Source organism: Salmonella sp. NW177, from assembly GCF_051811585.1.
Taxonomy (GTDB): Bacteria; Pseudomonadota; Gammaproteobacteria; order Enterobacterales; family Enterobacteriaceae; genus Salmonella; species Salmonella enterica.
Genome location: NZ_JAMMZV010000003.1, coordinates 94,827 through 116,949, shown reverse-complemented (window position 1 = coordinate 116,949; position 22,123 = coordinate 94,827). Strand labels below are relative to the sequence as shown.

At 50.9% G+C, this 22,123-nt stretch carries 18 protein-coding genes and 1 pseudogene; 6 read left to right on the top strand and 13 right to left on the bottom strand.

Annotation, left to right across the window (positions count from 1 at the left end; translation table 11 throughout):
• Positions 1-11: 11 nt before the first annotated feature.
• The 4 genes from NA986_RS10885 to golT all read right to left on the bottom strand — a co-directional run bounded on the left by NA986_RS10885 (position 12) and on the right by golT (position 4,593).
• Complete coding sequence (locus tag NA986_RS10885) at positions 12-1,265, bottom strand: MFS transporter (RefSeq protein ID WP_000288503.1); 1,254 nt, start codon at positions 1,263-1,265, stop codon at positions 12-14.
• A gap of 291 nt (positions 1,266-1,556) precedes the next feature.
• Positions 1,557-1,751 carry a gold resistance metallochaperone GolB gene (gene golB, locus NA986_RS10880; RefSeq protein WP_001159470.1) on the bottom strand — a complete coding sequence of 65 codons (195 nt, stop codon included), beginning with the start codon at positions 1,749-1,751 and terminating at the stop codon, positions 1,557-1,559.
• Positions 1,752-1,828: 77 nt separating this feature from the next.
• The gene (golS, locus tag NA986_RS10875) at positions 1,829-2,293 is read right to left on the bottom strand and encodes an Au(I) sensor transcriptional regulator GolS (protein ID WP_001020583.1); all 465 of its coding nucleotides are present in this window, start codon (positions 2,291-2,293) and stop codon (positions 1,829-1,831) included.
• Positions 2,294-2,304: 11 nt separating this feature from the next.
• Positions 2,305-4,593 (bottom strand): gold/copper-translocating P-type ATPase GolT, encoded by a 2,289-nt coding sequence (gene golT, locus NA986_RS10870; RefSeq protein WP_023217006.1) that lies wholly within the window; start codon positions 4,591-4,593, stop codon positions 2,305-2,307.
• Positions 4,594-4,869: 276 nt separating this feature from the next.
• On the opposite strand from golT, the gene mdsA reads away from it, so the two are divergent.
• The 3 genes from mdsA to mdsC are packed head-to-tail and all read left to right on the top strand — an operon-like array spanning position 4,870 to position 10,734.
• Entirely contained in the window at positions 4,870-6,096 is a 1,227-nt protein-coding gene (mdsA, locus tag NA986_RS10865) for a multidrug efflux RND transporter periplasmic adaptor subunit MdsA (RefSeq protein WP_001254851.1), read from the top strand.
• Entirely contained in the window at positions 6,093-9,260 is a 3,168-nt protein-coding gene (gene mdsB / locus NA986_RS10860) for a multidrug efflux RND transporter permease subunit MdsB (RefSeq protein WP_023217005.1), read from the top strand. Before mdsA ends, mdsB begins: the two co-directional genes overlap by 4 nt.
• A gap of 16 nt (positions 9,261-9,276) precedes the next feature.
• The gene (gene mdsC, locus NA986_RS10855) at positions 9,277-10,734 is read left to right on the top strand and encodes a multidrug efflux transporter outer membrane subunit MdsC (RefSeq protein WP_023217004.1); all 1,458 of its coding nucleotides are present in this window, start codon (positions 9,277-9,279) and stop codon (positions 10,732-10,734) included.
• A gap of 69 nt (positions 10,735-10,803) precedes the next feature.
• Here mdsC and NA986_RS10850 read toward each other — a convergent pair whose 3' ends face one another.
• From NA986_RS10850 to NA986_RS10810, 9 genes and pseudogenes are all read right to left on the bottom strand, one after another.
• Positions 10,804-11,163, bottom strand: a complete 360-nt coding sequence (locus tag NA986_RS10850) for a DUF4156 domain-containing protein (RefSeq protein WP_000722978.1) — start codon at positions 11,161-11,163, stop codon at positions 10,804-10,806.
• A 57-nt stretch (positions 11,164-11,220) separates the two neighbouring features.
• Positions 11,221-11,445, bottom strand: coding sequence for a membrane protein (locus NA986_RS10845; RefSeq protein ID WP_000737124.1), 225 nt, complete (start codon positions 11,443-11,445; stop codon positions 11,221-11,223).
• Between the two features lie 10 nt (positions 11,446-11,455).
• Positions 11,456-12,097: a helix-turn-helix transcriptional regulator gene (locus NA986_RS10840; protein WP_023217003.1), complete on the bottom strand. Its 642-nt coding sequence runs from the start codon at positions 12,095-12,097 to the stop codon at positions 11,456-11,458.
• A gap of 143 nt (positions 12,098-12,240) precedes the next feature.
• Positions 12,241-12,765 carry an Ail/Lom family outer membrane beta-barrel protein gene (locus NA986_RS10835; protein WP_000830237.1) on the bottom strand — a complete coding sequence of 175 codons (525 nt, stop codon included), beginning with the start codon at positions 12,763-12,765 and terminating at the stop codon, positions 12,241-12,243.
• Positions 12,766-13,166: 401 nt separating this feature from the next.
• Positions 13,167-13,655: a hypothetical protein gene (locus NA986_RS10830; protein ID WP_000545426.1), complete on the bottom strand. Its 489-nt coding sequence runs from the start codon at positions 13,653-13,655 to the stop codon at positions 13,167-13,169.
• On the bottom strand, positions 13,628-14,371 hold the full coding sequence (locus NA986_RS10825) for a transcriptional regulator (protein WP_070793885.1): 744 nt from the start codon (positions 14,369-14,371) through the stop codon (positions 13,628-13,630). Before NA986_RS10825 ends, NA986_RS10830 begins: the two co-directional genes overlap by 28 nt.
• A gap of 99 nt (positions 14,372-14,470) precedes the next feature.
• Positions 14,471-16,045, bottom strand: a complete 1,575-nt coding sequence (locus NA986_RS10820; RefSeq protein WP_077957191.1) for an EAL domain-containing protein — start codon at positions 16,043-16,045, stop codon at positions 14,471-14,473.
• 501 nt (positions 16,046-16,546) lie between these two features.
• Positions 16,547-16,847, bottom strand: a pseudogene (locus NA986_RS10815) (hypothetical protein).
• Positions 16,820-17,554: a winged helix-turn-helix domain-containing protein gene (locus NA986_RS10810; protein ID WP_001005866.1), complete on the bottom strand. Its 735-nt coding sequence runs from the start codon at positions 17,552-17,554 to the stop codon at positions 16,820-16,822. Before NA986_RS10810 ends, NA986_RS10815 begins: the two are co-directional and overlap by 28 nt.
• 663 nt (positions 17,555-18,217) lie before the next feature.
• On the opposite strand from NA986_RS10810, the gene NA986_RS10805 reads away from it, so the two are divergent.
• The 3 genes from NA986_RS10805 to NA986_RS10795 all read left to right on the top strand — a co-directional run bounded on the left by NA986_RS10805 (position 18,218) and on the right by NA986_RS10795 (position 22,122).
• On the top strand, positions 18,218-18,754 hold the full coding sequence (locus NA986_RS10805) for a fimbrial protein (protein ID WP_000062035.1): 537 nt from the start codon (positions 18,218-18,220) through the stop codon (positions 18,752-18,754).
• Positions 18,755-18,815: 61 nt separating this feature from the next.
• Positions 18,816-19,577, top strand: a complete 762-nt coding sequence (gene stbB / locus NA986_RS10800) for a fimbrial biogenesis chaperone StbB (RefSeq protein ID WP_000781492.1) — start codon at positions 18,816-18,818, stop codon at positions 19,575-19,577.
• Positions 19,561-22,122, top strand: coding sequence for a fimbrial outer membrane usher protein (locus NA986_RS10795; RefSeq protein WP_023217000.1), 2,562 nt, complete (start codon positions 19,561-19,563; stop codon positions 22,120-22,122). Before stbB ends, NA986_RS10795 begins: the two co-directional genes overlap by 17 nt.
• Position 22,123: the final 1 nt, after the last annotated feature.

Sequence of the window (22,123 nt, the reverse complement as noted above, 5' to 3'; positions counted from 1 at the left end):
GAGCGTAGTGTTTACGTGCGATGACTGATGGCCGACTCCGGGAGGGCGTCGCTATCTGTACCGGAGATGACGACTCCCCGGGTCTCGCGACCAAATGCCACAAATACACAGATTAAAATAGCCACCGCGCCAGCCACGATCGCCATTGCCAACCCGTAATTGCCACCATGCGTTTCCGCGATGCGGGCCTGTAACGTCGCATTAACCGACGCCAGTAAATTACCGAGTTGGTAAACAAACCCTGGCAGCACGGCGCGCGCATTCGCCGGAACCAGCTCGTTCAGCCAGGTCGGCACGACTCCCCAGGCGCCCTGCACCATAAACTGCATCAGGAACGCGCCCAGGCCAATCGTGAATGATCCGCTGGAAAATGCCCATAGCGGGAGTACCGGAAGCGCAAGAAAGGCGGCGATCATGATCGCTTTTTTACGCCCAATACGTTCCGATAGCGTACCGTAGAAAATACCGCCGAGCATGGCGGCAATGTTATAAAAAATCGCAATGATACTGATCAGATGCGGATCAAAACCATGCTGCATCTTCAGGAAGGTAGGATAGAGATCCTGCGTGCCGTGACTGAAAAAGTTAAAGAACGCCATGACCAGCACCAGATACAGACACAACTTCCACTGTTTGCGCAGAACAGGAAGCAGCGCGGTATTCTCTTTACGCGCTCTGGCCGCCAGCCAGACGGGGGATTCCGGCACTTTAAACCAGATATAAGGCAGCAAGACAACAGGCAGGGCGCCAATCAGGAACATGCCGCGCCAGCCTACCATACTGTAGAAGAGGCCAAAAATAACCGAGGCGAACAGATAGCCGCAGGGATAGCCCGCCTGAAAAATGCCCGACATCAGGCCACGCGAACGATCGGGAATGGTTTCCATCGCCAGTGATGACGCAACGCCCCATATCCCGCCCATCGCCACGCCGTACATGACCCGAAAAATCAGAAATGCCATGAAGGTGGGCGACCAGGCGGAAAGCAGTTCAAACACCGTGAAGAACAGAATATTGAGCATCAGTATCGGTCGACGTCCGTACTTTTCCGCCATTCGGCCAAATAGCAGCGCGCCAATGGGACGTACCGCCAGGGTCAGCATAATCGCAATGGAAACGTCCGATACGGAAGCGTGAAACCATTCGGCGAGATCGCTAAGTACAAAGACAAGGATAAAGAAATCAAACGCATCCAGCATCCAACTGGTAAAGCTGGCAAACGCCACATGTCGTTGTGTCGTCGTCCAGTTCAGGGGGGTGTACATAGGTAGTGTCCTGCATCAAAAAATAACATCAAGCTTTGAAGCGGCGAAACGCTGGAACGCTCCCGTCGTCAAAGCGACGTAACAAGGTAGCGTTGCGCTACTTATTTGTTATCTTTTTGTATATAGCAGGTAAAATGTTAGCAAAAATAGACAAATCATTACATATTATTAACAAAGCTTACTGGCACATGATTTGTCACATTTTTTATGGGGATTATCTCACGCCAAGAAAAGCGAAGCGTGGCTAGCGTATCGCGACCGGCCTGTCGCCAGACCGATCGCCATTGCCGATTACCTTTCGCGCGGCGGGAAACCGGCCTTTTGCAGGGCGGCGGCAATCTGCTCCGCGGATAGCGACGTTTCAACGTCAACCAGACGCGTCGCCGGGTCGGTTCTCACCGTCGCATTAGCATCAAGAGTCAGAATCGTCTTTTTTACCGTACTGGCGCAGCCGCCGCAGGTCATGTCATCAATATGGAACTGCATAGTGAACTCCTTTTGTGTGGGAACTGTTGCCAGTCTGGGCCTTGCCAGTGTTGGAAGGTCAAGCGTAATCTCAGGACTTACAGACGCTTTGCCAGTCCGTGGCGACGAGGACGGCGCAATACCGCTCCGGTACGCGCCTCCGGCTCGCTATCGTCAGGTTGTCCAAGCGTATGCAGAATGGGGCAATCTGGCAGCGCGTCGCCGGCGCAGCAGTGAATCAGCGCTTTGAGGGTTTGCGCCATGTGCTGCATGTTCTGGATACGTCTGTCCAGTTCATCAATGTGCGTCTGCGCCAGGCGTTTGACGTCAGCGCTTTGCCGCGACTGGTTATTCCAAAGATTCAGTAAGTCGCTGATTTCAGCAACTGAAAAGCCGAGATCGCGCGCGCGGCGTATAAAATGCAATTGATTAACATCAGCCTGGGTATAGGCCCGATAGCCGGAATCCGTCCGACTTGCCGCGGGAATCAGACCAATCTGTTCATAGTAGCGAATCATTTTGGCCGAGACTTTCGATGCTTTAGCTGCTTTACCGATGTTCATGACGCTCCTCCTCATGTCGTGGATGTGTCGGATGGGGTTGCCATCGGCGCCCGGAAACGGCGCAGCCGCAAAGCGTTGCCCAGCACGAACACGCTCGACATCGCCATCGCCCCTGCGGCGAATACCGGTGACAATAATATGCCCCAGACCGGAAATAGCGCGCCTGCCGCGACAGGAATCAGCGCCGTATTGTAAGCAAAGGCCCAGAACAGATTCTGGTGGATATTGCGGATGGTCGCTTTAGACAGCGCGATAGCATTCGGCACGCCTTGCAGGTTGCCGGACATTAGTACGACGTCGGCGGATTCCACCGCCACATCGGTGCCGGTGCCAATCGCCAGCCCCACGTCGGACTCCGCCAGCGCTGGCGCATCGTTGATGCCATCGCCGACAAACGCCACCTGCCCATACGCCGCTTTCAGGCGCCGTATCGCCTCGACTTTCCCTTCTGGCAATACCTCGGCGACCACGTCATCAATCCCTAACTGTCTGGCGATAGCCTGTGCCGTGCGGGCATTATCGCCAGTGATCATGGCGACCTTAATGCCGAGCTGATGTAAAGCGTTAATTGCGGCGGGCGTACTGGGTTTGATCGGATCGGCCACGGCGATAATCGCTGCCAGTTGACCGTCAATAGCCGCATAGAGCGGCGATTTCCCTTCCTGTCCTAACCGTTCGGCGGTGGTGGCGAAGCCGCTAATATCCACGCCAATTTCGCGCATATAGCGATCGGCCCCCACGTCAACACGCGTACCGTCAACGGTAGCGTATACGCCCATCCCGGTCACCGATTCGAAGCCGCTCATGCCTGGTAGCGCGATCCCTTCCTCTTCTGCCGACACGACAATCGCACGGGCAATCGGATGCTCTGAACGCGATTCTACCGCCGCGACTTTCGCCAGCACCTCACGGCGTTCAAAGCCGCTGGCCACGTCGAGATCGGTCAGTACCGGGCGGCCTTCGGTAAGCGTCCCGGTTTTGTCTACGGCCACCACCTTAGCGTCTTTGAGTAGCTGTAACGCCTCCCCCTTACGGAACAGCACGCCCATTTCCGCCCCACGACCGGTTCCCACCATAATGGAGGTCGGCGTCGCCAGGCCCATCGCGCAAGGACAGGCGATAATCAGAACCGCAACACCATTGATCAGAGCGAAAGTCAGCGCAGGCGACGGCCCAAACGCCAGCCATACCACAAAGGTCAGCGCAGCAATAAGCATTACCATTGGGACAAACCACAGCGTCACTTTATCCACGACGGCCTGAATCGGCAGTTTTGAACCCTGCGCCTGTTCCACCAGACGAATGATTTGCGCCAGCATGGTCTGTCCGCCGACGGCGGTCGCCCGCAGCGTGAGCGCGCCTTTTTGGTTGACGGTACCGCCCACCACCGCGCTTCCTGCGGATTTCTCAACCGGTATCGGTTCGCCGGTAATCATCGACTCGTCAACGAAGCTGCGGCCTTCGGTCACTTCGCCGTCAACCGGGATCCGCTCGCCTGGCCGAACCTCCACACAGTCGCCCAGCACAACCTCGTCGACAGGGATATCCACGATGCGGCCCTCGCGTAACACATGCGCGACCCGCGCCTGTAGCCCCACCAGACGTTTAATCGCTTCGGAAGTCCGCCCCTTCGCCCTTGCCTCCAGAAAGCGCCCCAGCAGAATAAGCGCGACAATCACTGCGGCGGCCTCGTAATAGACGTTTACCGTCCCTTCAGGCAACAGGTCGGGCGTAAAGGTCGCCACCAGCGAGTAGCCGAATGCCGCTGCGGTTCCCACGGCGACCAGCGAGTTCATGTCCGGCGCCAGACGCGCCAGCGCCGGGAACCCTTTAAGGTAAAAACGGCGACCGGGGATCGTCAGCACCAACAGGGTCAGTGCAAATTGCCAGTACCAGCTTTGTTGCAGGCCAATCGTTTTTATCACCCACTCGTGCATACCAGGAATAAGGTGCGAGCCCATTTCAAGCACAAAAACGGGGAGCGCCAGCACGCTGGCGAGAATCAGATCGCGCTTCAGCCTGACGCGCTCGGCCTCTTTTTTCTCTTGAGAGTCGTCTTCGCCCTGCCCCGCCGTCTCTACCGGTCGCGCCTCATACCCCGTTTTTTCAATCGCCGCGATCACCGCCTCCGCCGACGCCGTCCCGCGAACGGTGGCGCGCTCCGTCGCCAGATTCACCGTAGCGTCCGTTACGCCAGGCACAGCCTTAATACCTTTTTCAACGCGAGCGACGCACGACGCGCAGGTCATACCTTCAATAAGCAAGCTTATCGTGTCGTGACGATTTTCTGACTGACTCATGACGACTTCCCCATCCTGACTATTCGGTATCAGAAAGCCTAAAGCTTGCCATTGTGGGAAGGTCAAGCGTATTCAGGCTGCACGGTTCGGCGAGAATGTGAGATGGCTCATAAAAGAAGATGATGCGAGACATTTACGCCACGATGCCGACCCACGCCCCGAAAAAACCCGTCAGGAACGCTTGACCTTTCCTTCGTTGTAACGCCTAGCCTTTGCCAAAAATTCTGCGGCAGCGTTGCGGAATGGCCAACACGCTGCGGTAAAGAGGGAAACGACATGCGTAGAACATTCAAAATTATGTTGATAGCCGGCGTCATCGCCGCCATCGGGGGCGTGATTTACATGGCCGGCGAAGCACTATGGGATAAAGACAACGCCGTCGGACCACCGGCCAGCGCGCCGCCTCCACCGTCGGTACCGGTTGCTAAAGCCCTTAGCCGCACACTCGCGCCTACGGCGGAATTCACCGGTTTTCTGGCCGCGCCGGAGACCGTGGAGCTGCGTTCGCGCGTGGGAGGAACCCTTGACGCCGTCAGCGTTCCGGAAGGACGTCTGGTAAGCCGCGGACAACTGCTGTTCCAGATCGATCCGCGCCCGTTCGAGGTCGCCCTCGACACCGCCGTCGCGCAATTACGTCAGGCTGAAGTACTGGCCCGCCAGGCGCAGGCGGATTTCGATCGCATTCAACGACTGGTCGCCAGCGGCGCCGTATCACGTAAAAACGCTGACGATGTCACCGCCACGCGTAATGCGCGACAGGCGCAGATGCAATCGGCCAAAGCCGCCGTCGCCGCAGCGCGCCTTGAACTCTCCTGGACCCGTATTACCGCGCCCATTGCCGGACGCGTTGACCGCATACTGGTAACCCGGGGCAATCTGGTCAGCGGCGGCGTAGCGGGTAACGCCACGCTTCTGACGACTATCGTGTCTCACAATCCCATGTATGTGTATTTCGATATTGACGAAGCCACCTGGCTGAAGGCGTTACGGCATACCCGCTCCGACAAAAATCCACCGGTAGTCAACATGGGGTTAACCACCGATAACGGGCTGCCTTATCAGGGCGTACTCGACTTTATGGGCAATCAGATGAACCGCAGCACCGGCACTATCCGGGCACGCGCCGTGATTCCTGACCCCGACGGAATGCTTTCTCCCGGCCTGTTTGCCCGAATCAGTTTGCCCATCGGCGAGCCGCGGGAAACCGTGCTAATTGACGATCTGGCGGTGAGCGCCGATCAGGGCAAAAACTATGTGCTGATCGTCGGCAAGGAGAATCAGGTGGAGTATCGTCCGGTTGAGCTGGGACAAATGGTCGATGGACTCCGCGTCGTTACACAGGGAGTACAGCCGGGAGAAAAAATCATCCTCAAGGGGCTGGTGCGTCCTGGCATGACCGTTGCGCCGCGTCTGGTGCCGATGCGGCAGAATGTGACCGATAAACAGACCGCGACATTGACTAAAGCGGACGGCGACAGCGCGTCGAAGGCGGTGCGCCAATGAAATTCACCCACTTTTTCATCGCACGGCCCATCTTCGCCATCGTCCTGTCGCTGTTAATGCTGCTGGCTGGCGCTATCGCCTTTTTAAAACTGCCGCTGAGTGAATATCCGGCCGTTACGCCACCCACGGTACAGGTTAGCGCCAGCTACCCCGGCGCTAACCCGCAAGTGATTGCCGATACGGTAGCCGCGCCGCTGGAACAGGTGATCAACGGCGTTGACGGCATGTTGTATATGAATACCCAGATGGCCATTGATGGTCGCATGGTTATCTCTATCGCCTTCGAACAGGGAACCGATCCTGATATGGCGCAAATTCAGGTGCAAAACCGGGTATCCCGCGCGCTGCCTCGCCTGCCCGAAGAAGTCCAGCGAATTGGCGTTGTAACGGAGAAAACGTCCCCCGATATGTTGATGGTGGTCCATCTTGTCTCGCCGCAAAAACGCTATGACTCGCTTTACCTGTCTAACTTCGCCATCCGGCAGGTTCGCGACGAACTGGCCCGTTTACCTGGCGTCGGCGATGTTCTCGTCTGGGGCGCGGGCGAGTACGCCATGCGCGTCTGGCTGGACCCGGCGAAAATCGCCAACCGCGGTCTTACCGCCAGTGATATCGTTACGGCGTTGCGGGAACAAAACGTACAGGTCGCCGCCGGCTCCGTCGGGCAACAGCCGGAGGCCTCCGCCGCTTTTCAGATGACGGTAAACACGCTGGGCCGCCTGACCAGCGAAGAACAGTTCGGCGAGATTGTGGTAAAAATCGGCGCTGACGGCGAGGTGACGCGTCTGCGTGATGTCGCCCGCGTCACGCTGGGCGCAGATGCCTATACGCTGCGTAGTTTACTGAATGGCGAAGCGGCGCCAGCGTTACAGATTATTCAAAGTCCGGGCGCCAATGCGATTGACGTATCTAACGCAATTCGCGGCAAAATGGATGAGTTGCAGCAAAACTTCCCGCAGGATATCGAATACCGGATTGCCTATGATCCTACGGTCTTCGTGCGCGCATCGCTACAATCGGTGGCGATTACGTTGCTGGAAGCCCTCGTGCTGGTCGTCCTTGTCGTGGTGCTGTTCCTGCAAACCTGGCGGGCGTCCATTATTCCTCTGGTGGCGGTTCCCGTTTCGCTGGTCGGCACCTTTGCCTTGATGCACCTGTTTGGCTTTTCGCTGAATACGCTTTCGCTGTTTGGTTTGGTCCTGTCGATAGGTATCGTTGTCGATGACGCCATCGTTGTGGTCGAAAACGTGGAACGGCATATCTCGCAGGGCAAAAGCCCCGGAGAGGCGGCAAAAAAGGCGATGGATGAAGTCACTGGTCCCATTCTTTCTATTACCTCGGTGCTGACGGCGGTCTTTATCCCTTCCGCATTCCTGGCGGGCCTGCAGGGTGAGTTTTATCGTCAGTTCGCGTTGACCATCGCTATTTCGACCATCCTTTCGGCCATTAACTCGCTGACGCTCTCCCCTGCGCTGGCTGCCATTTTGCTAAGACCGCACCACGATACTGCGAAGGCTGACTGGCTAACGCGGTTGATGGGCACGGTCACTGGCGGTTTTTTCCATCGCTTTAACCGTTTCTTCGACAGCGCGTCGAACCGCTATGTTAGCGCCGTCCGTCGGGCCGTGCGCGGCAGCGTCATTGTGATGGTGCTCTATGCTGGCTTTGTGGGGCTGACCTGGCTTGGCTTCCATCAGGTGCCGAACGGGTTTGTGCCTGCGCAGGATAAATACTATCTCGTCGGCATCGCCCAGCTCCCAAGCGGCGCATCGTTGGATCGCACAGAGGCGGTCGTAAAACAGATGTCCGCTATCGCACTGGCGGAACCCGGCGTCGAAAGCGTCGTCGTCTTCCCCGGCCTGTCGGTTAACGGCCCGGTAAATGTGCCAAATTCGGCGCTGATGTTCGCCATGCTGAAACCCTTTGACGAGCGTGAAGATCCTTCGCTTTCCGCTAACGCTATCGCCGGAAAGCTAATGCACAAATTTAGCCACATTCCCGACGGATTTATTGGCATCTTCCCGCCACCGCCGGTTCCAGGGCTTGGCGCGACGGGCGGCTTTAAATTGCAGATTGAAGATCGTGCGGAACTGGGATTTGAAGCGATGACAAAGGTGCAAAGCGAGATTATGTCTAAGGCGATGCAGACGCCCGAACTGGCCAATATGCTGGCCAGTTTCCAGACGAACGCCCCGCAATTACAGGTGGATATCGACCGGGTGAAGGCGAAATCAATGGGGGTATCGCTCACCGACATCTTTGAAACGTTGCAAATTAACCTCGGCTCGCTTTACGTCAACGATTTCAACCGATTTGGCCGTACCTGGCGGGTGATGGCGCAGGCCGATGCGCCATTCCGTATGCAGCAAGAGGATATCGGCCTGCTTAAAGTCCGCAATGCGAAGGGCGAGATGATCCCGCTTAGCGCTTTCGTCACGATTATGCGCCAGTCGGGGCCGGACAGAATCATCCATTACAACGGCTTCCCCTCGGTAGATATTAGCGGAGGACCGGCTCCGGGCTTCTCCTCCGGACAGGCGACGGACGCGATTGAAAAGATCGTGCGTGAAACGTTGCCGGAAGGGATGGTCTTCGAATGGACCGATCTGGTTTATCAGGAAAAACAGGCCGGCAACTCCGCGCTTGCTATCTTTGCGCTGGCGGTGCTGCTGGCCTTCCTGATCCTGGCGGCGCAGTACAACAGTTGGTCGCTGCCCTTCGCCATCCTACTTATTGCGCCTATGTCATTACTCTCAGCCATTGTCGGCGTGTGGGTATCTGGCGGAGATAACAATATCTTTACGCAGATTGGTTTCGTGGTGCTGGTCGGCCTGGCGGCCAAGAACGCCATTTTGATTGTCGAGTTTGCCCGCGCCAAAGAACACGACGGCGCAGACCCGCTGACCGCCGTGCTGGAAGCGTCCCGCCTGCGTCTGCGTCCTATCCTGATGACCTCATTCGCCTTTATCGCAGGTGTAGTACCGCTGGTACTCGCGACGGGTGCCGGCGCGGAAATGCGACATGCGATGGGCATCGCCGTGTTTGCCGGCATGTTGGGCGTCACGCTCTTCGGCCTGTTATTGACGCCTGTATTTTACGTGGTGGTTCGCAGGATGGCATTAAAGCGTGAGAACCGCGTTGATTCGCATGATCAGCAAGCATAATGATGGGAATGGCATAATGAAGATCATTTTTACAGGCTATCGGCAGACCGCCACGCTGGCGACGCTTGCTTTCGTCACCACGCTTGCTGGCTGTACGATGGCGCCGAAGCACGAACGCCCCGCATCGCCGACTGCGATGGTCTATCCCTACGCAACGTCAACTGTTTCTGGCGCGCCGGATGCCGCTGACATTGGCTGGCGTGATTTCTTCCACGATCCGCTTCTACAGGAACTGATTGCGATCGCGTTACGCAATAATCGGGATTTACGCAAGGCAGGGCTCAATGTTGAAGCCGCCCGGGCGTTATACCGTATTCAGCGCGCGGAGATGCTGCCGACGCTCGGCATCGCCACCGCCATGGACGCCGGTCGCACTCCCGCCGATCTCAGCGTCACGGACGAGCCTGAGATTAACCGACGCTACGAGATGGCTGGGGCGACGACGGCCTGGGAACTGGATCTCTGGGGGCGAGTGCGAAGCCTTAGCGACCAGGCATTAGCCGCCTATATGGCGCTTGATGAGACGTACATTGCGGCGCGAATGAGCCTGGTTTCCGAAGTCGCCAGCGCCTGGCTGACGCTACGGGCTGACCGGGAGCTGCTGCGCTTAACCGAAAATACGCTGGCCGCGCAAAAAAGTTCATACACATTGACAACCCAGCTTGCCCGGACAGGCAACGCCACACAGCTCGATCTGCGTATGGCGGAGATCGCGCTGCGTTCTGCCGAAATCAATCGCGCGGCGTATACGCGACAGTTGGCGCGGGATCGTAACGCGCTGGAATTGCTGTTGGGCCAGCCGCTCACGCCTGAACTGTCGCGTCGACTAAACGAAGCGGTCACGCTTACGGAAGACGCGATCCCGACCACTCTGCCAGGCGGATTACCGTCAGATCTGCTGGTACGCCGCCCGGATATTCGCGCCGCCGAGTACAGGCTGCGCGGCGCAAACGCCCGGATAGGCGCAGCGCGCGCCGCCTTCTTCCCGACCATCAGCCTGACAGGCACGGCGGGAACGGCCAGCGCGTCTCTTAGCGGACTCTTTGAACCGGGATCGGGAAGCTGGCGTTTTCTACCGCAAATCACCTTGCCTCTCTTTCACGGCGGCGCATTACGCGCTGACCTGGATAGGGCGCATGTCCAAAAACAGATTGAAATCGCCAGGTATGAAAACGTTATTCAGCAAGCCTTTCGCGACGTGGCGGATGGTCTGGCGGGACAGCGTACGCTGAATGACCAGGTGCAATCAGAACAACGCGCGGTTGAAGCCAGCCAAATCGCCTATGAGCTGGCCGGACTCCGTTTTCAGGAAGGCGTCGATGACTACCTTACGCTGCTTGATACCCATCGTATGCTTTATGGCGCGCAACAGCGCCTGGTACGCACACGTCTCATGCAACAGTTAAATATCATTAACCTGTATAAAGCATTAGGCGGCGGTTGGCGGGAATACAGCGAGAAAAAGCAAGGTTAGCCCAAATAGCGCCCGCGTCGCCAGTGCGGCGCGCGCGCTAAACAGGCATATATTGCCTGCAAAATAAGGTTAACGAGGGCAACGATAAACGTTCCCGCTTAACGTGACATTGGTTTGTTTGCTTGAGCCCGAACCGTGCCATGAACTTCCTGTCTGGCCTGCACGCTGGGTTAACAGGACTACCGTATTGCCGCCCATTTTATAAGCTTTGTTTTTCAGATCGTTACGGGCACCCGTTTCCAGGTTACTGTTGGAAGTCCAGCCACCGGTAAAGAAATTCCCCTGGCTGCCCGTGATATCCCCTAAGTAGCTGCATTCCTTACCTGGCTCGCTGGTCATCACCCGTACCTGTTCAGCGCCATAATTCAACGAATTAGCGCTACATGCGGTTAAAGCCAAGCCGACGAAACATACTAAGATCTTTTTCATACTAATACCTGGTCTATTAATCATTAAATAATAACGCGTTCTTGCTTCTGAACGCCGTCAAGGAACTATATTTAAGATGTAACGAATGTCTTTCATTTGCTGAAGAAAAGTCTCTGTCATGATGCTATCATGTATGCTTGAGGCTATTTCTTGTTCAGTTTTTTCAATATGCTCTCTGAGCCTTATTTTTGTTTTTTCGTCAAGCGCCGAGATAAGTATCTTAATGGCAAGCAGCAAAGTAGGATTGATGCTTTCACACTCTCTCATCGTTAACTTTTTCATCTTGTTTGCTTCAAGCCTGATCGGCGTTTTTGTCTACACGGAAAATTTTAGATGCGAAGATATGGCGACTTCTTTGGTAAATAAATAGCAAATGGAAAAAACGTTTGAAGCCATATTTACGACAGATACGCAATCTATGAATGTACAAAGTCTTACGACTCATGCCATAGCTACTGGCGATCTGACTCATCGACTTTTTATATAAAAAGTGCCATAACAACTCCTCCTCCTTTTTTGTCAACGGCGCAAGTTCACCGACCGCTACATCGTTTGCACAAGCATATTTAATGAAATGCTCAATAAAAACAGGCTTTGCCAAATCGGGATCGATATCAGGATCTCTATCGCAGCCATGTGGATAAAGTTTTCCAATATCTCTGCGCGTGAGCCAGATTCGACGAGCATGTGGATAATGCTGCATGAGCGCCTTAAAACCTTTCCAGCCCCCCTGAATCAAAACTCGTCCATCAATAATAATTATGATATCTTCGCTAGCTGATATCTGACACGAATTATATTCTCCATTGAGTGGGAACATAAAGCACTTCCCATCCTCAAAGAGTGAAGCGATGCCTAAATAAGTATAATAATCATCCGTTAAAACTATACCTATCGTTTTTAACGGAAGTTGTTCCGATAGTGAATTTATCATAATTTCATCAATAGAATAACGCTACGGTGAGTGTTTTATCTTCCTCTTAAGATTACCTGAGCGCTCATAACCATCCCTATTCTGTAGCAGCGCCATATTATTTTTAATTCCTTGCCATAAACGTAACGCTTATACTTTTAATGTCAGAAGCGATAACCTACGCTGACACCAAATGTATTGGTATCCACAGCGAAGAAACGACTGGCTTCCCATGATGCATCGATAGATATACTCTTAACTGGATTAAATATTACGCCAGCGCCGTAGGCAAAGGAGTCTTCTTTTGAGTGTTTATTAAATTTCATCGTCGCTATACCCGCATTGCCGTACAGGCTCACATAGTCATTAAAACGATATGTTGGTCCAAACATCAAAGAACCGTAGTCTACAGAATCGGAACCATTTTTATGCAATTTCCCCTCTTTCCAGGTGTAGTTCTCCATTTCATTGCGCGTCGCGGTGAATGAGCCTAACATCCCCCAGGTCTCATTAAACTCGTAACGATATTTAAAATTAAAGCCTCGCAGATCTTTGCTATCGCTATTTTTCAATGAACTGAGATGAGTTTGTGCATAACCAAACGATACGGTGTGCTGATCGTTAGCCAAAGCTAAAGGTGACGCTAATAATAAACCTAAAAAAACAAGGAACGAAGACCGTCTTTTCATTAAAACCACTCCATTTTTGATATATAATTAAGGCGGTACCGGAACTTATGGCACACAAATAGCATTTAGATTAAGAGCACCTAATGCGCTTATTACCAGTCATGCCAACTGCGGAGGTAATATAACCTGATATATTCGATAATGGATATGAAATCAGTCTTACAGAGTTCTTACTTTTTTATTAATAGCGGATTCATAGTTGCTTCAGACCCGATCCTGGCATCGCATCCGTCGGGCGGACTGCGAGAGGTTATCAGCGAGTATCAGCTACCTCCATGAAGAGTAAAAAATTCATAACTCATTGTTTTATATGAATTTTATTTGATTATTGAGTTAACCTTTACCCTTGCGGAGGGCAATTTCGCAACTCGCTTTCTGACGCATTCAGACAACATTCAGATCTACTGCGCGGTACAAACGTTATAAAGCTGCCGATTAAGAGAATAAAAAAAGGTTTTCTCACCCACTTTAGATATTCGAATCTCATTAGCCGCTTCCGGATGCAGAACCCGTAAATATGATAACAGATCGCCAGCCGTGTCCGTGGCAAAGACTTTTACCTGGGATACTTCGAACGTATAAACACCAGGCGCTGTTCGATGTAAATTTTTCATATATACGTCCCGGTATAATATTTTTACACCGTTATCTTTTGTTTTTATTTCATATTGAAGCGTAATTCTCTTCATCTTAAAATCAAGAACAAGACTGCCATCGGCATGGATATCTTTAGGTTGTATCGTCGTTACCGTTCTTGTCGTACATAAAAATTCATTAGTATTAATAGAACTATGGCTACTGTTTCGTACCCAAACTACCATCAGTACGACTGAAACAGCCAACATACCAAGCGTCGCCACGCTTAATAACGTTCTTTTATGGAAATGCATTTCGGCTCCGCTATATCAAGTTGGTTAAGACACTGGACAAAAATATTTGTATTAGGAACGCGAATGTAATAAATAATTTTTCCGTTTTGTTTATGTATTTCATTACTCATCTCAGAGTACGCTTCAACGATATCCGTCAGATGGGTTTTATCATGCCCGACACTATAAAAAATGTATCCATCATACGAACCCTGAAGGGTAAAGTAATCAATATTTTCACCCTTAACTTTATACATCATAAAAAACATCAGAAGCGCGGCCAGGCAAAAGTAGAGCCAATCTTTTTTATTCACAGCGCCCGGTATTGGGGTAATAATAGTGTCATCGTGCCGCACTTCAACCGTCGATACTTCTGTTTCAGCAACAGCAGGCAACGGCGTATTTTGCGCCTCATCACTCAACGGTTCAATGGAAACTGAGAGTAAAACACCCACGCGAGGACGAGTCACAACAGACGCCCCCTTAAGACCAATTTTATCAAATGACCCTCGTAGCTGGTTAATCAATTTATAATAACTGGCATCAGAGACCACGACACCTTTGCGCCCCCAGACATAGTTAATTAAATCATCTTTTTTAAAAAGGCCTTCATGAAAAGCGATAAGCAAACTGCGTTCCGATTCAGATATCGTTATCGACTCTCCGGCGCAGGAAAGCGTCATTCGTTCACAATCAAGAATAACCCTTTTGTCAATCAGATAATTGTTCTGACTCATAAAAATATCCGCCCCAGTGCTATCACGTTTCTTCACGGCATAAACATATTACCAGGATATATCGCGCTATTGAATTTTTTTCCGTAGCGAGCACCTGTATTATTCAGCCACCAGGCCACTCGCAGATTCGTTTTCCCCCTTGAGCAAACCATTTTGCCTCTGGGCTGACTTGCCAAGCCAGCTCATAAAGTCATTAGCCTCCATCGGCCTGGCATAAAGAAATCCCTGAACGAATCCTACCCCGTGGCTTAAGATATAACGCAATTGGTGCTGGGTACTGACCCCTTCGGCAACCACATTAAGCCCCAGTCGCTGACTCAGCGTGATGATAGTATCCAGGACAGGAACATCATTGCTGCTGGTATCAATGGTATCGATAAACGTTCTGTCTATTTTAAGAGAGTCTACAGGTAATTGCTGGAGATAGGAGAGTGAGCAATAGCCGGTTCCAAAATCATCAATCGCTATTAACACGCCTTTTTCACGGAGCGTTGAAAGTTTTTCTGCGACCTGTGAAGGTTCTACAATCAGGCTACGTTCGGTGAGCTCCAACATAAGCGTTATCGTTCCCAAACGAGTCCTGAGCGCCTCTATATCTTGTATAAAACCGTCATCCATAAGATGCGCAGGCGATATATTTACGCTGATATAGAAATCATCCGGTACAGTCCAGTTTATCGCGTCATGAGCAATCAGTTCGAACAGATGACGAGAGAGAGGAATAATCATGCCTTCATTTTCTGCGGCGGTAATAAAAATATCCGGGGTTATAAAACGGCCATCCGGTTGCGGCCAGCGCATTAGCGCCTCCACGCCGCCGCAACTACCGTGTTTAACGTTAAAAACAGGTTGATAATGTACCGTAAACTCATTGTGCGTTATCCCCCTGGCAATCTCCCGGGCCAGAGATAAACGTTTTAAATACCAGCGCCTGTAGAACAACATCATCCCTACAGAAAGACACAATGACAGCGGAACAAAAATAAAAAGGTTTTGTAACCAGTATGCCGATAACGTTGAGAAAGGGGTTCGCACCATCAGCTGGATAGTGTGATCGGTTGAGGTGAACCGCTGCGTTAAAAACGCCTTACCGCGCAACGTCGCAGCGCTGGTAATCGCCTCCCCTGCGCCGAATGTCAGGCTAAAGGCTGATGCTCTCTCTGCAGCCAATATCTCTATGAGCTCCTGGACATACTGCGAATCCACAATGACGAAAGCCGCTTTATTCGCTGCTACTTTTTTCACATAAACCACAACAAGGCGATCGGGTCCTTCGGCCATACTACCGATAGATCGCAACCACCGTTCCGGATAAGAAGCAGGTAAAGAAAGCCCTGCCAGCCGGGAAAAATGATAGCGTTCGGTTCCTGTGACAAAGGAGCAAGTGATATCACCATTTTCCAGAAACCCAATGTCACGGACATAAGGAGTGAAGGCCCGCGTTCTGGACAGTTCTTTCAGCGTATCAGTACAGGAACTCTCAGCCAGTCTGGCGGCTTTTCCGGCGACTTGCCAGGAGGCGGCAGATATATCCGCGCTAAACCGCAGCAGCGTATTGGCGCTGACGGCGATATCTCGTTTTAGCTGGAAGATACCCGCGAGTAACCCCACCAATATCATTACGATCAGTGGAACGGCAATAAACAACATCAGAAATAGCTTTCTTACTTTCAAATCATTGCCCTCTTACCGGCCTTCCTTTTGCCACTGTACGCTTTTATAAGTTAACTAAAGTAACATTAATATAGAAAAGCAATATTGAGAGATAGGTTATACGTTCTTAATGATAGCAAGATGGCACTCCCTGTGCCGAAAATAGACAAGAAAATATCAATACCCAACAGGGGCAGGATACTATCGTTAAAATAAGCGATAGCAGATATCTAAATTCAATATGTTAGCCAGATGCCAGGTTCGCTGCCTGATGAGGCATAACCATCACGGAACGAATTCCCATCAATACAGAGATTATTGGCTACAACTCAACGTTACTACTGGTGGTACACACATTATACAAATGTCGATTAAGCGAAAACATGTAGGTATTTTTCCCAATTTTGACCATCTTTAACTCATTAATCGTACCAGGCTGTAACAGTCTCAACCAGGAAAACAAATCGCCAGCAGTATCAGACTCAAAAGTCTTAACTGAATTGACTTTAAAAGTAAATGTTTTCATACCCGTTCTGCGCAGTTTGCTGATGCAGATGTCACGAAAAAAAAGCCGCTTCTCTTTCGTATCGGTAGTAACATCGTAGTGTAGGGTAATCCTGCCGGATTTAAGATCCAGCACAAGTCCACCATCCATGTACAATTTTCGTGGCGCAATATACGCTTCTGATTTTGTCGTGCATATAAGATTATTGGTTCTATAAGAGTCACGATTTACCCACTCAAGCGCTATTACCGATCCGATTGCGACAATGCCGATAAATATTACAAATATAATCAGTAACGTTCTTTTACTGTAATACATTTTGGCACCGCCATTTCAACAGGATTTAAGCATTGCAGAAAAATATTCATATTAGGCTCCCTGATATAATAAAGATGGCGTCCATTTTGCCGGTAAATTTTAATTTTTAGAGAGTTAAAAGCAAAAACTACTTCACTTAATGTGACCTTATCCTCTTTTGTTTTATAGATTGCATAATCGTTATATTCGCCAAGATATGTAAAAAAACTATCAGGGCTGTTACGAACAGGCGCTTTATATATAGTAAATACACCATAGAGCAATGCCAGAAGAATGGCTCCTGTTAATACCACAAATACGCTGTGACGTTTAATTTTGTAAAATATATTCTCCCGAGTCGGGGTGCCTTTAACGTTTTCATCACTCACCTTTAGGGAGGTAATTTTTTTTATAGGTTCAATGGCAACAGACAGCGACACCCCCACCCGAGGGCGAGTTACGATGTCAGATGACTGTAGACCGATGCTACTAAAATCATTTCTCATTTGATTAATGAGTTTATAGTAACTTGATTCTGAGACGCAGCCTCCACGATTTTCCCAAACAAAATGAATAATATCTTCTTTTTTGTAAAGACCATGCCAAAAAGCAAGAAGCAGATGGGTCTCAGCTTCTGATATTCTGATTATCTCATTACCATGCGATAAGGTCATCTTCGTACTATCAAATACAACACGCTTATCAAGTAAAAATATGCTTTCATTCATGACAATCCTAAAGGTAACTGCATCCATCATTCAGACGACATATTATCATGCTCAAAAAAGAATTCAGCCCCCTAATTAACCTGAGTTTAACTTATAAGTCTCACTTATAGTAAACAATAATTGACACAAGTATTACCTGCACATTACAAATCAAACAGTTATAGGTAAATCTGAACACTTTTCTTTACCTTAACGCAAACTCAGGAAACTTCTGAAAGGCCAAAAGTAAGAAAAAAGTAAGACTAATTATACTGTTTCAGAAGCACATTTCAGAAAATTTACCTTAATCTCACCATCGTATTATCCATCGGGAGGTTTAACTGATGCGGATTTTACATAGCAAAAATGTGCAGGTTTGTATTGCAACATAGTCTATCTATTCAGACGCGGAGAGAATTGTTATCGGATTACACTCAATCAAATGATAACACTATCAGTTGTACTAATGAGATGTATGGACGAAAGCGCTTATCGCTCTATTTCATGATAAGAGAAATAAGTCTGTTTGTTTTATATCGCATTATCAATAGTCAGGAGGGTATAGCTCACATCCAAAAATAGAGTTAATGATCGTTATTTTTACCACTCCTCCATAAGCACGAAACATTCGGGCGAATTGCACTCGTCCTGAAAAAGTAAAGATTAATACAGGAACATTATCATATGTCTATGAAAAAATATTTAGCAATGATCACAGGCTCGCTTCTTGTCTCCAGCAGCGCGATGGCTGTTTCTGATAACACCATCACCTTTCAAGGGGAAGTCTCTGATGAAACGTGCTCTGTCGTGATTAATGGTAATCAGGCTAAACCCGTCGTGTTATTGCCAACAGTAAGTACTAAAGACTTATCAGAACAAGGGAAAACTGCGGGGCCAATAACGTTTGATATTGGGCTGTCCGGGTGTACCGGCTCTCAGGACAAAACAACAAAAATTTCCACTGTCTTTGTCGGTAATCAGGTCACCAGTAACGGTAACCTGGGTAATACTGGCAGCGCGAAAAATGTTGAAGTCCAATTACTCGACACTTCAGGGGAGCCAATCAATCTGACCGGCGGCTTTACTGGCGACGGCGACCTACAGCTGGAACCAAATGCTTCTGAAGCGAGCGCGACTTATACCGCGCGGTATTACTCTACCGGGAAAGCAGAGGCTGGGACAGTCGCTGCCACCCTTCAATACGCCGTTTCGTATAAATAATTGTCGCTACGGTCTGGCGTTGAAACGCCAGACCATTTTCAATCGCCAGGGAGTTGTTGAGATGAAAATGGATACCCGACATTCCGCATTATATTACTTAATAGTTTTTCTATTGCTGGCCCTACCCGCCACAGCATCGTGGGCGAGCGTTACTATTTTGGGTAGCCGAATAATTTACCCATCAACAGCCTCCTCCGTAGATGTGCAGTTAAAAAATAATGATGCAATACCTTATATCGTACAAACCTGGTTTGACGATGGCGATATGAATACCAGCCCGGAAAATAGCAGCGCGATGCCGTTCATTGCCACGCCGCCGGTATTTCGTATTCAACCCAAAGCAGGCCAGGTGGTACGCGTAATTTATAACAACACGAAAAAATTGCCGCAGGATCGTGAGTCAGTATTCTGGTTTAACGTATTACAGGTACCACCAACGAATATTGGCAGCGACAGCGGACAAAATAAAATGTTGGTGATGTTGCGTTCAAGAATAAAACTTTTCTATCGTCCTGACGGGCTAGGCAAACCTGATAATCTGGCGAAAAAACTACAGATTAAAACGGTAAATAAGGGTTCCGGAAAAAGCGGTATTGTTATTGTTAATCCGCAGCCCTGGTTTGCCTCTTTAAGTAATCTGAATGTAAAAGTGAACGGCGCTTCGTATAACCTGGATGCTGACATGATTGCCCCTTTCTCCAGTCAAACCTGGTGGCTGCCGGGCAAGCGGTCACTCAAATCCTTCTCCGGTACAGTCACCGTTACTTTGGTTAACGACCTGGGCGCAAGGATAAGCGAGAGCTACGATGTCCCCCACCATTAATTTGAACCGCAAAAGCCTTGCGCTATTGATCGCCATAGTTTGCTCAGGCTCCGCGCAAGGTGAAGAGTATTATTTTGATCCTGCGCTACTTCAGGGGGCCACTTACGGACAAAATATTGCCCGTTTTAATGAACAGCAAACGCCTTCCGGAGACTATCTTGCCGACGTTTACGTTAATGGCACGCTGGTAACCTCGAGCACTAATATTCGATTTAATGCTGTAAAAGAGGGTCAACAGACTGAACCCTGCCTGCCCTTATCGGTGATGAAAGCAGCACAGATAAAATCACTCCCCGCGACCGACGCTGCGACCGAGTGTCGCCCGCTCAGGGAGTGGGTGCCTCATGCCGGCTGGCAATTTGATAGCGCCACGCTTCGCCTGTTGCTGACGATTCCAATGACCGAACTTACGCACAAACCGCGCGGTTATATCTCCCCTTCAGAGTGGGATAGCGGCGCGCTGGCGCTGTTTTTACGCCATAACACAAACTGGACCCACACCGAAAATACCGACAGCCATTATCGCTACCAATACTTATGGAGCGGTTTAAACATGGGCGTTAACCTCGGACTTTGGCAGGTCCGTCATCAAAGTAATCTGCGCTATGCCAATAGCAACCAGAGCGGAAGCGCCTGGCGCTATAATAGCGTTCGAACCTGGGTGCAAAGACCTGTCGCGTCTATTAACAGTATCCTGTCTCTGGGCGATAGCTATACGGACTCCAGCTTATTCGGCAGTCTGTCTTTTAACGGAGCTAAACTAGTCACCGACGAGCGGATGCGCCCGCAGGGCAAACGCGGTTATGCGCCGGAAGTTCGGGGCGTAGCGGCCAGTAGCGCGCACGTGGTAGTAAAACAACTGGGGAAAGTGATTTATGAAACCAACGTTCCGCCGGGCCCATTTTATATTGACGATCTGTACAACACCCGTTATCAAGGCGATCTGGAGGTAGAGGTTATCGAGGCCAGCGGTAAAACCTCACGTTTCACCGTGCCTTATTCTTCCGTGCCGGATTCGGTTCGCCCCGGTAACTGGCACTATTCGCTGGCCTTCGGCAGGGTTCGTCAGTACTACGATATTGAAAATCGTTTCTTTGAGGGAACGTTCCAGCACGGCGTTAATAACACCATTACCCTCAACCTCGGTTCACGAATTGCGCAGCGTTACCAGGCATGGCTGGCGGGCGGCGTCTGGGCCACCGGTATGGGCGCGTTCGGCCTTAACGCCACCTGGTCGAATGCGCGCGCAGAGCATAACGATCGCCAGCAAGGCTGGCGCGCGGAACTCAGTTACAGCAAAACGTTTACCACCGGCACTAACCTGGTACTGGCGGCTTATCGTTATTCAACCAACGGCTTTCGCGATCTTCAGGACGTGCTCGGCGTACGCCGGGAAGCAAAAACGGGGATTGATTACTACTCCGACACGCTGCATCAGCGCAATCGCCTGTCCGCGACGGTAAGCCAGCCGTTAGGACGGCTTGGCACGCTTAACCTCAGCGCCAGCACCGCAGACTACTACAATAACCAATCGCGTATAACACAGCTACAAATGGGGTATAGCAACCAGTGGCGGAATATAAGCTACGGGGTGAATATCGCACGACAGCGCACCACCTGGGATTACGATCGCTTTTATCACGGCGTTAACGAACCACTGGACGTGAGTAGCCGACAAAAATATACCGAAACCACAATGTCGTTTAATGTCTCTATACCGCTGGATTGGGGCGAAAACAGAACGTCTGTCGCCATGAATTATAACCAGTCCAGTCAAAGCCGTTCCTCAACCGTATCCATGACCGGCAGTAGCGGTGAAAACAGCGACCTGTCATGGTCGGTTTATGGCGGCTACGAGCGTTATCGCAATAGTAATAGCGATAGCAGCGCGCCAACGACATTTGGCGGTAATCTACAACAAAACACCCGGTTTGGCGCACTTCGCGCCAACTATGACCAGGGTGATAACTATCGTCAGGAAGGGCTGGGCGCGTCCGGCACCCTGGTTCTTCACCCTGGCGGTCTGACGGCTGGCCCCTATACCAGCGATACCTTTGCGCTTATTCATGCCGATGGCGCGCAGGGCGCGATCGTACAAAATGGCCAGGGCGCTGTGGTTGATCGCTTTGGTTACGCCATTCTGCCTTCGTTATCTCCTTACCGCGTCAATAACGTTACGCTCGATACCCGTAAGATGCGCAGCGATGCCGAACTGACGGGAGGAAGTCAGCAGATTGTGCCCTATGCCGGCGCCATCGCGCGTGTCAATTTCGCCACTATCAGCGGCAAAGCGGTGCTGATCTCCGTGAAGATGCCGGATGGCGGCATACCGCCAATGGGCGCTGATGTTTTCAACGGTGAAGGCACAAACATCGGCATGGTCGGCCAGAGTGGGCAGATTTATGCCCGTATCGCCCATCCGTCGGGTTCTCTACTGGTGCGCTGGGGAACAGGGGCAAACCAGCATTGCCGGGTTGCCTACCAACTCGATCTTCACACCAAAGAACCGTTTCTCTATCTGAACAAAATCTGCGAGAAGGAATAGC

What these genes read in the sequence shown, in the direction of transcription:
- NA986_RS10805 (WP_000062035.1), top strand. Translation starts at nt 18,218, where the DNA reads ATGTCTATGAAAAAATATTTAGCAATGATCACAGGCTCGCTTCTTGTC.
- mdsA (WP_001254851.1), top strand. Translation starts at nt 4,870, where the DNA reads ATGCGTAGAACATTCAAAATTATGTTGATAGCCGGCGTCATCGCCGCC.
- NA986_RS10835 (WP_000830237.1), bottom strand. Translation starts at nt 12,765, where the DNA reads ATGAAAAGACGGTCTTCGTTCCTTGTTTTTTTAGGTTTATTATTAGCG.
- NA986_RS10795 (WP_023217000.1), top strand. Translation starts at nt 19,561, where the DNA reads ATGTCCCCCACCATTAATTTGAACCGCAAAAGCCTTGCGCTATTGATC.
- NA986_RS10825 (WP_070793885.1), bottom strand. Translation starts at nt 14,371, where the DNA reads ATGAGTCAGAACAATTATCTGATTGACAAAAGGGTTATTCTTGATTGT.
- NA986_RS10885 (WP_000288503.1), bottom strand. Translation starts at nt 1,265, where the DNA reads ATGTACACCCCCCTGAACTGGACGACGACACAACGACATGTGGCGTTT.
- NA986_RS10810 (WP_001005866.1), bottom strand. Translation starts at nt 17,554, where the DNA reads ATGAATGAAAGCATATTTTTACTTGATAAGCGTGTTGTATTTGATAGT.
- golT (WP_023217006.1), bottom strand. Translation starts at nt 4,593, where the DNA reads ATGAGTCAGTCAGAAAATCGTCACGACACGATAAGCTTGCTTATTGAA.
- golS (WP_001020583.1), bottom strand. Translation starts at nt 2,293, where the DNA reads ATGAACATCGGTAAAGCAGCTAAAGCATCGAAAGTCTCGGCCAAAATG.
- NA986_RS10830 (WP_000545426.1), bottom strand. Translation starts at nt 13,655, where the DNA reads ATGCATTTCCATAAAAGAACGTTATTAAGCGTGGCGACGCTTGGTATG.
- golB (WP_001159470.1), bottom strand. Translation starts at nt 1,751, where the DNA reads ATGCAGTTCCATATTGATGACATGACCTGCGGCGGCTGCGCCAGTACG.
- NA986_RS10850 (WP_000722978.1), bottom strand. Translation starts at nt 11,163, where the DNA reads ATGAAAAAGATCTTAGTATGTTTCGTCGGCTTGGCTTTAACCGCATGT.
- mdsB (WP_023217005.1), top strand. Translation starts at nt 6,093, where the DNA reads ATGAAATTCACCCACTTTTTCATCGCACGGCCCATCTTCGCCATCGTC.
- NA986_RS10840 (WP_023217003.1), bottom strand. Translation starts at nt 12,097, where the DNA reads ATGATAAATTCACTATCGGAACAACTTCCGTTAAAAACGATAGGTATA.
- stbB (WP_000781492.1), top strand. Translation starts at nt 18,816, where the DNA reads ATGAAAATGGATACCCGACATTCCGCATTATATTACTTAATAGTTTTT.
- NA986_RS10845 (WP_000737124.1), bottom strand. Translation starts at nt 11,445, where the DNA reads ATGAAAAAGTTAACGATGAGAGAGTGTGAAAGCATCAATCCTACTTTG.
- mdsC (WP_023217004.1), top strand. Translation starts at nt 9,277, where the DNA reads ATGAAGATCATTTTTACAGGCTATCGGCAGACCGCCACGCTGGCGACG.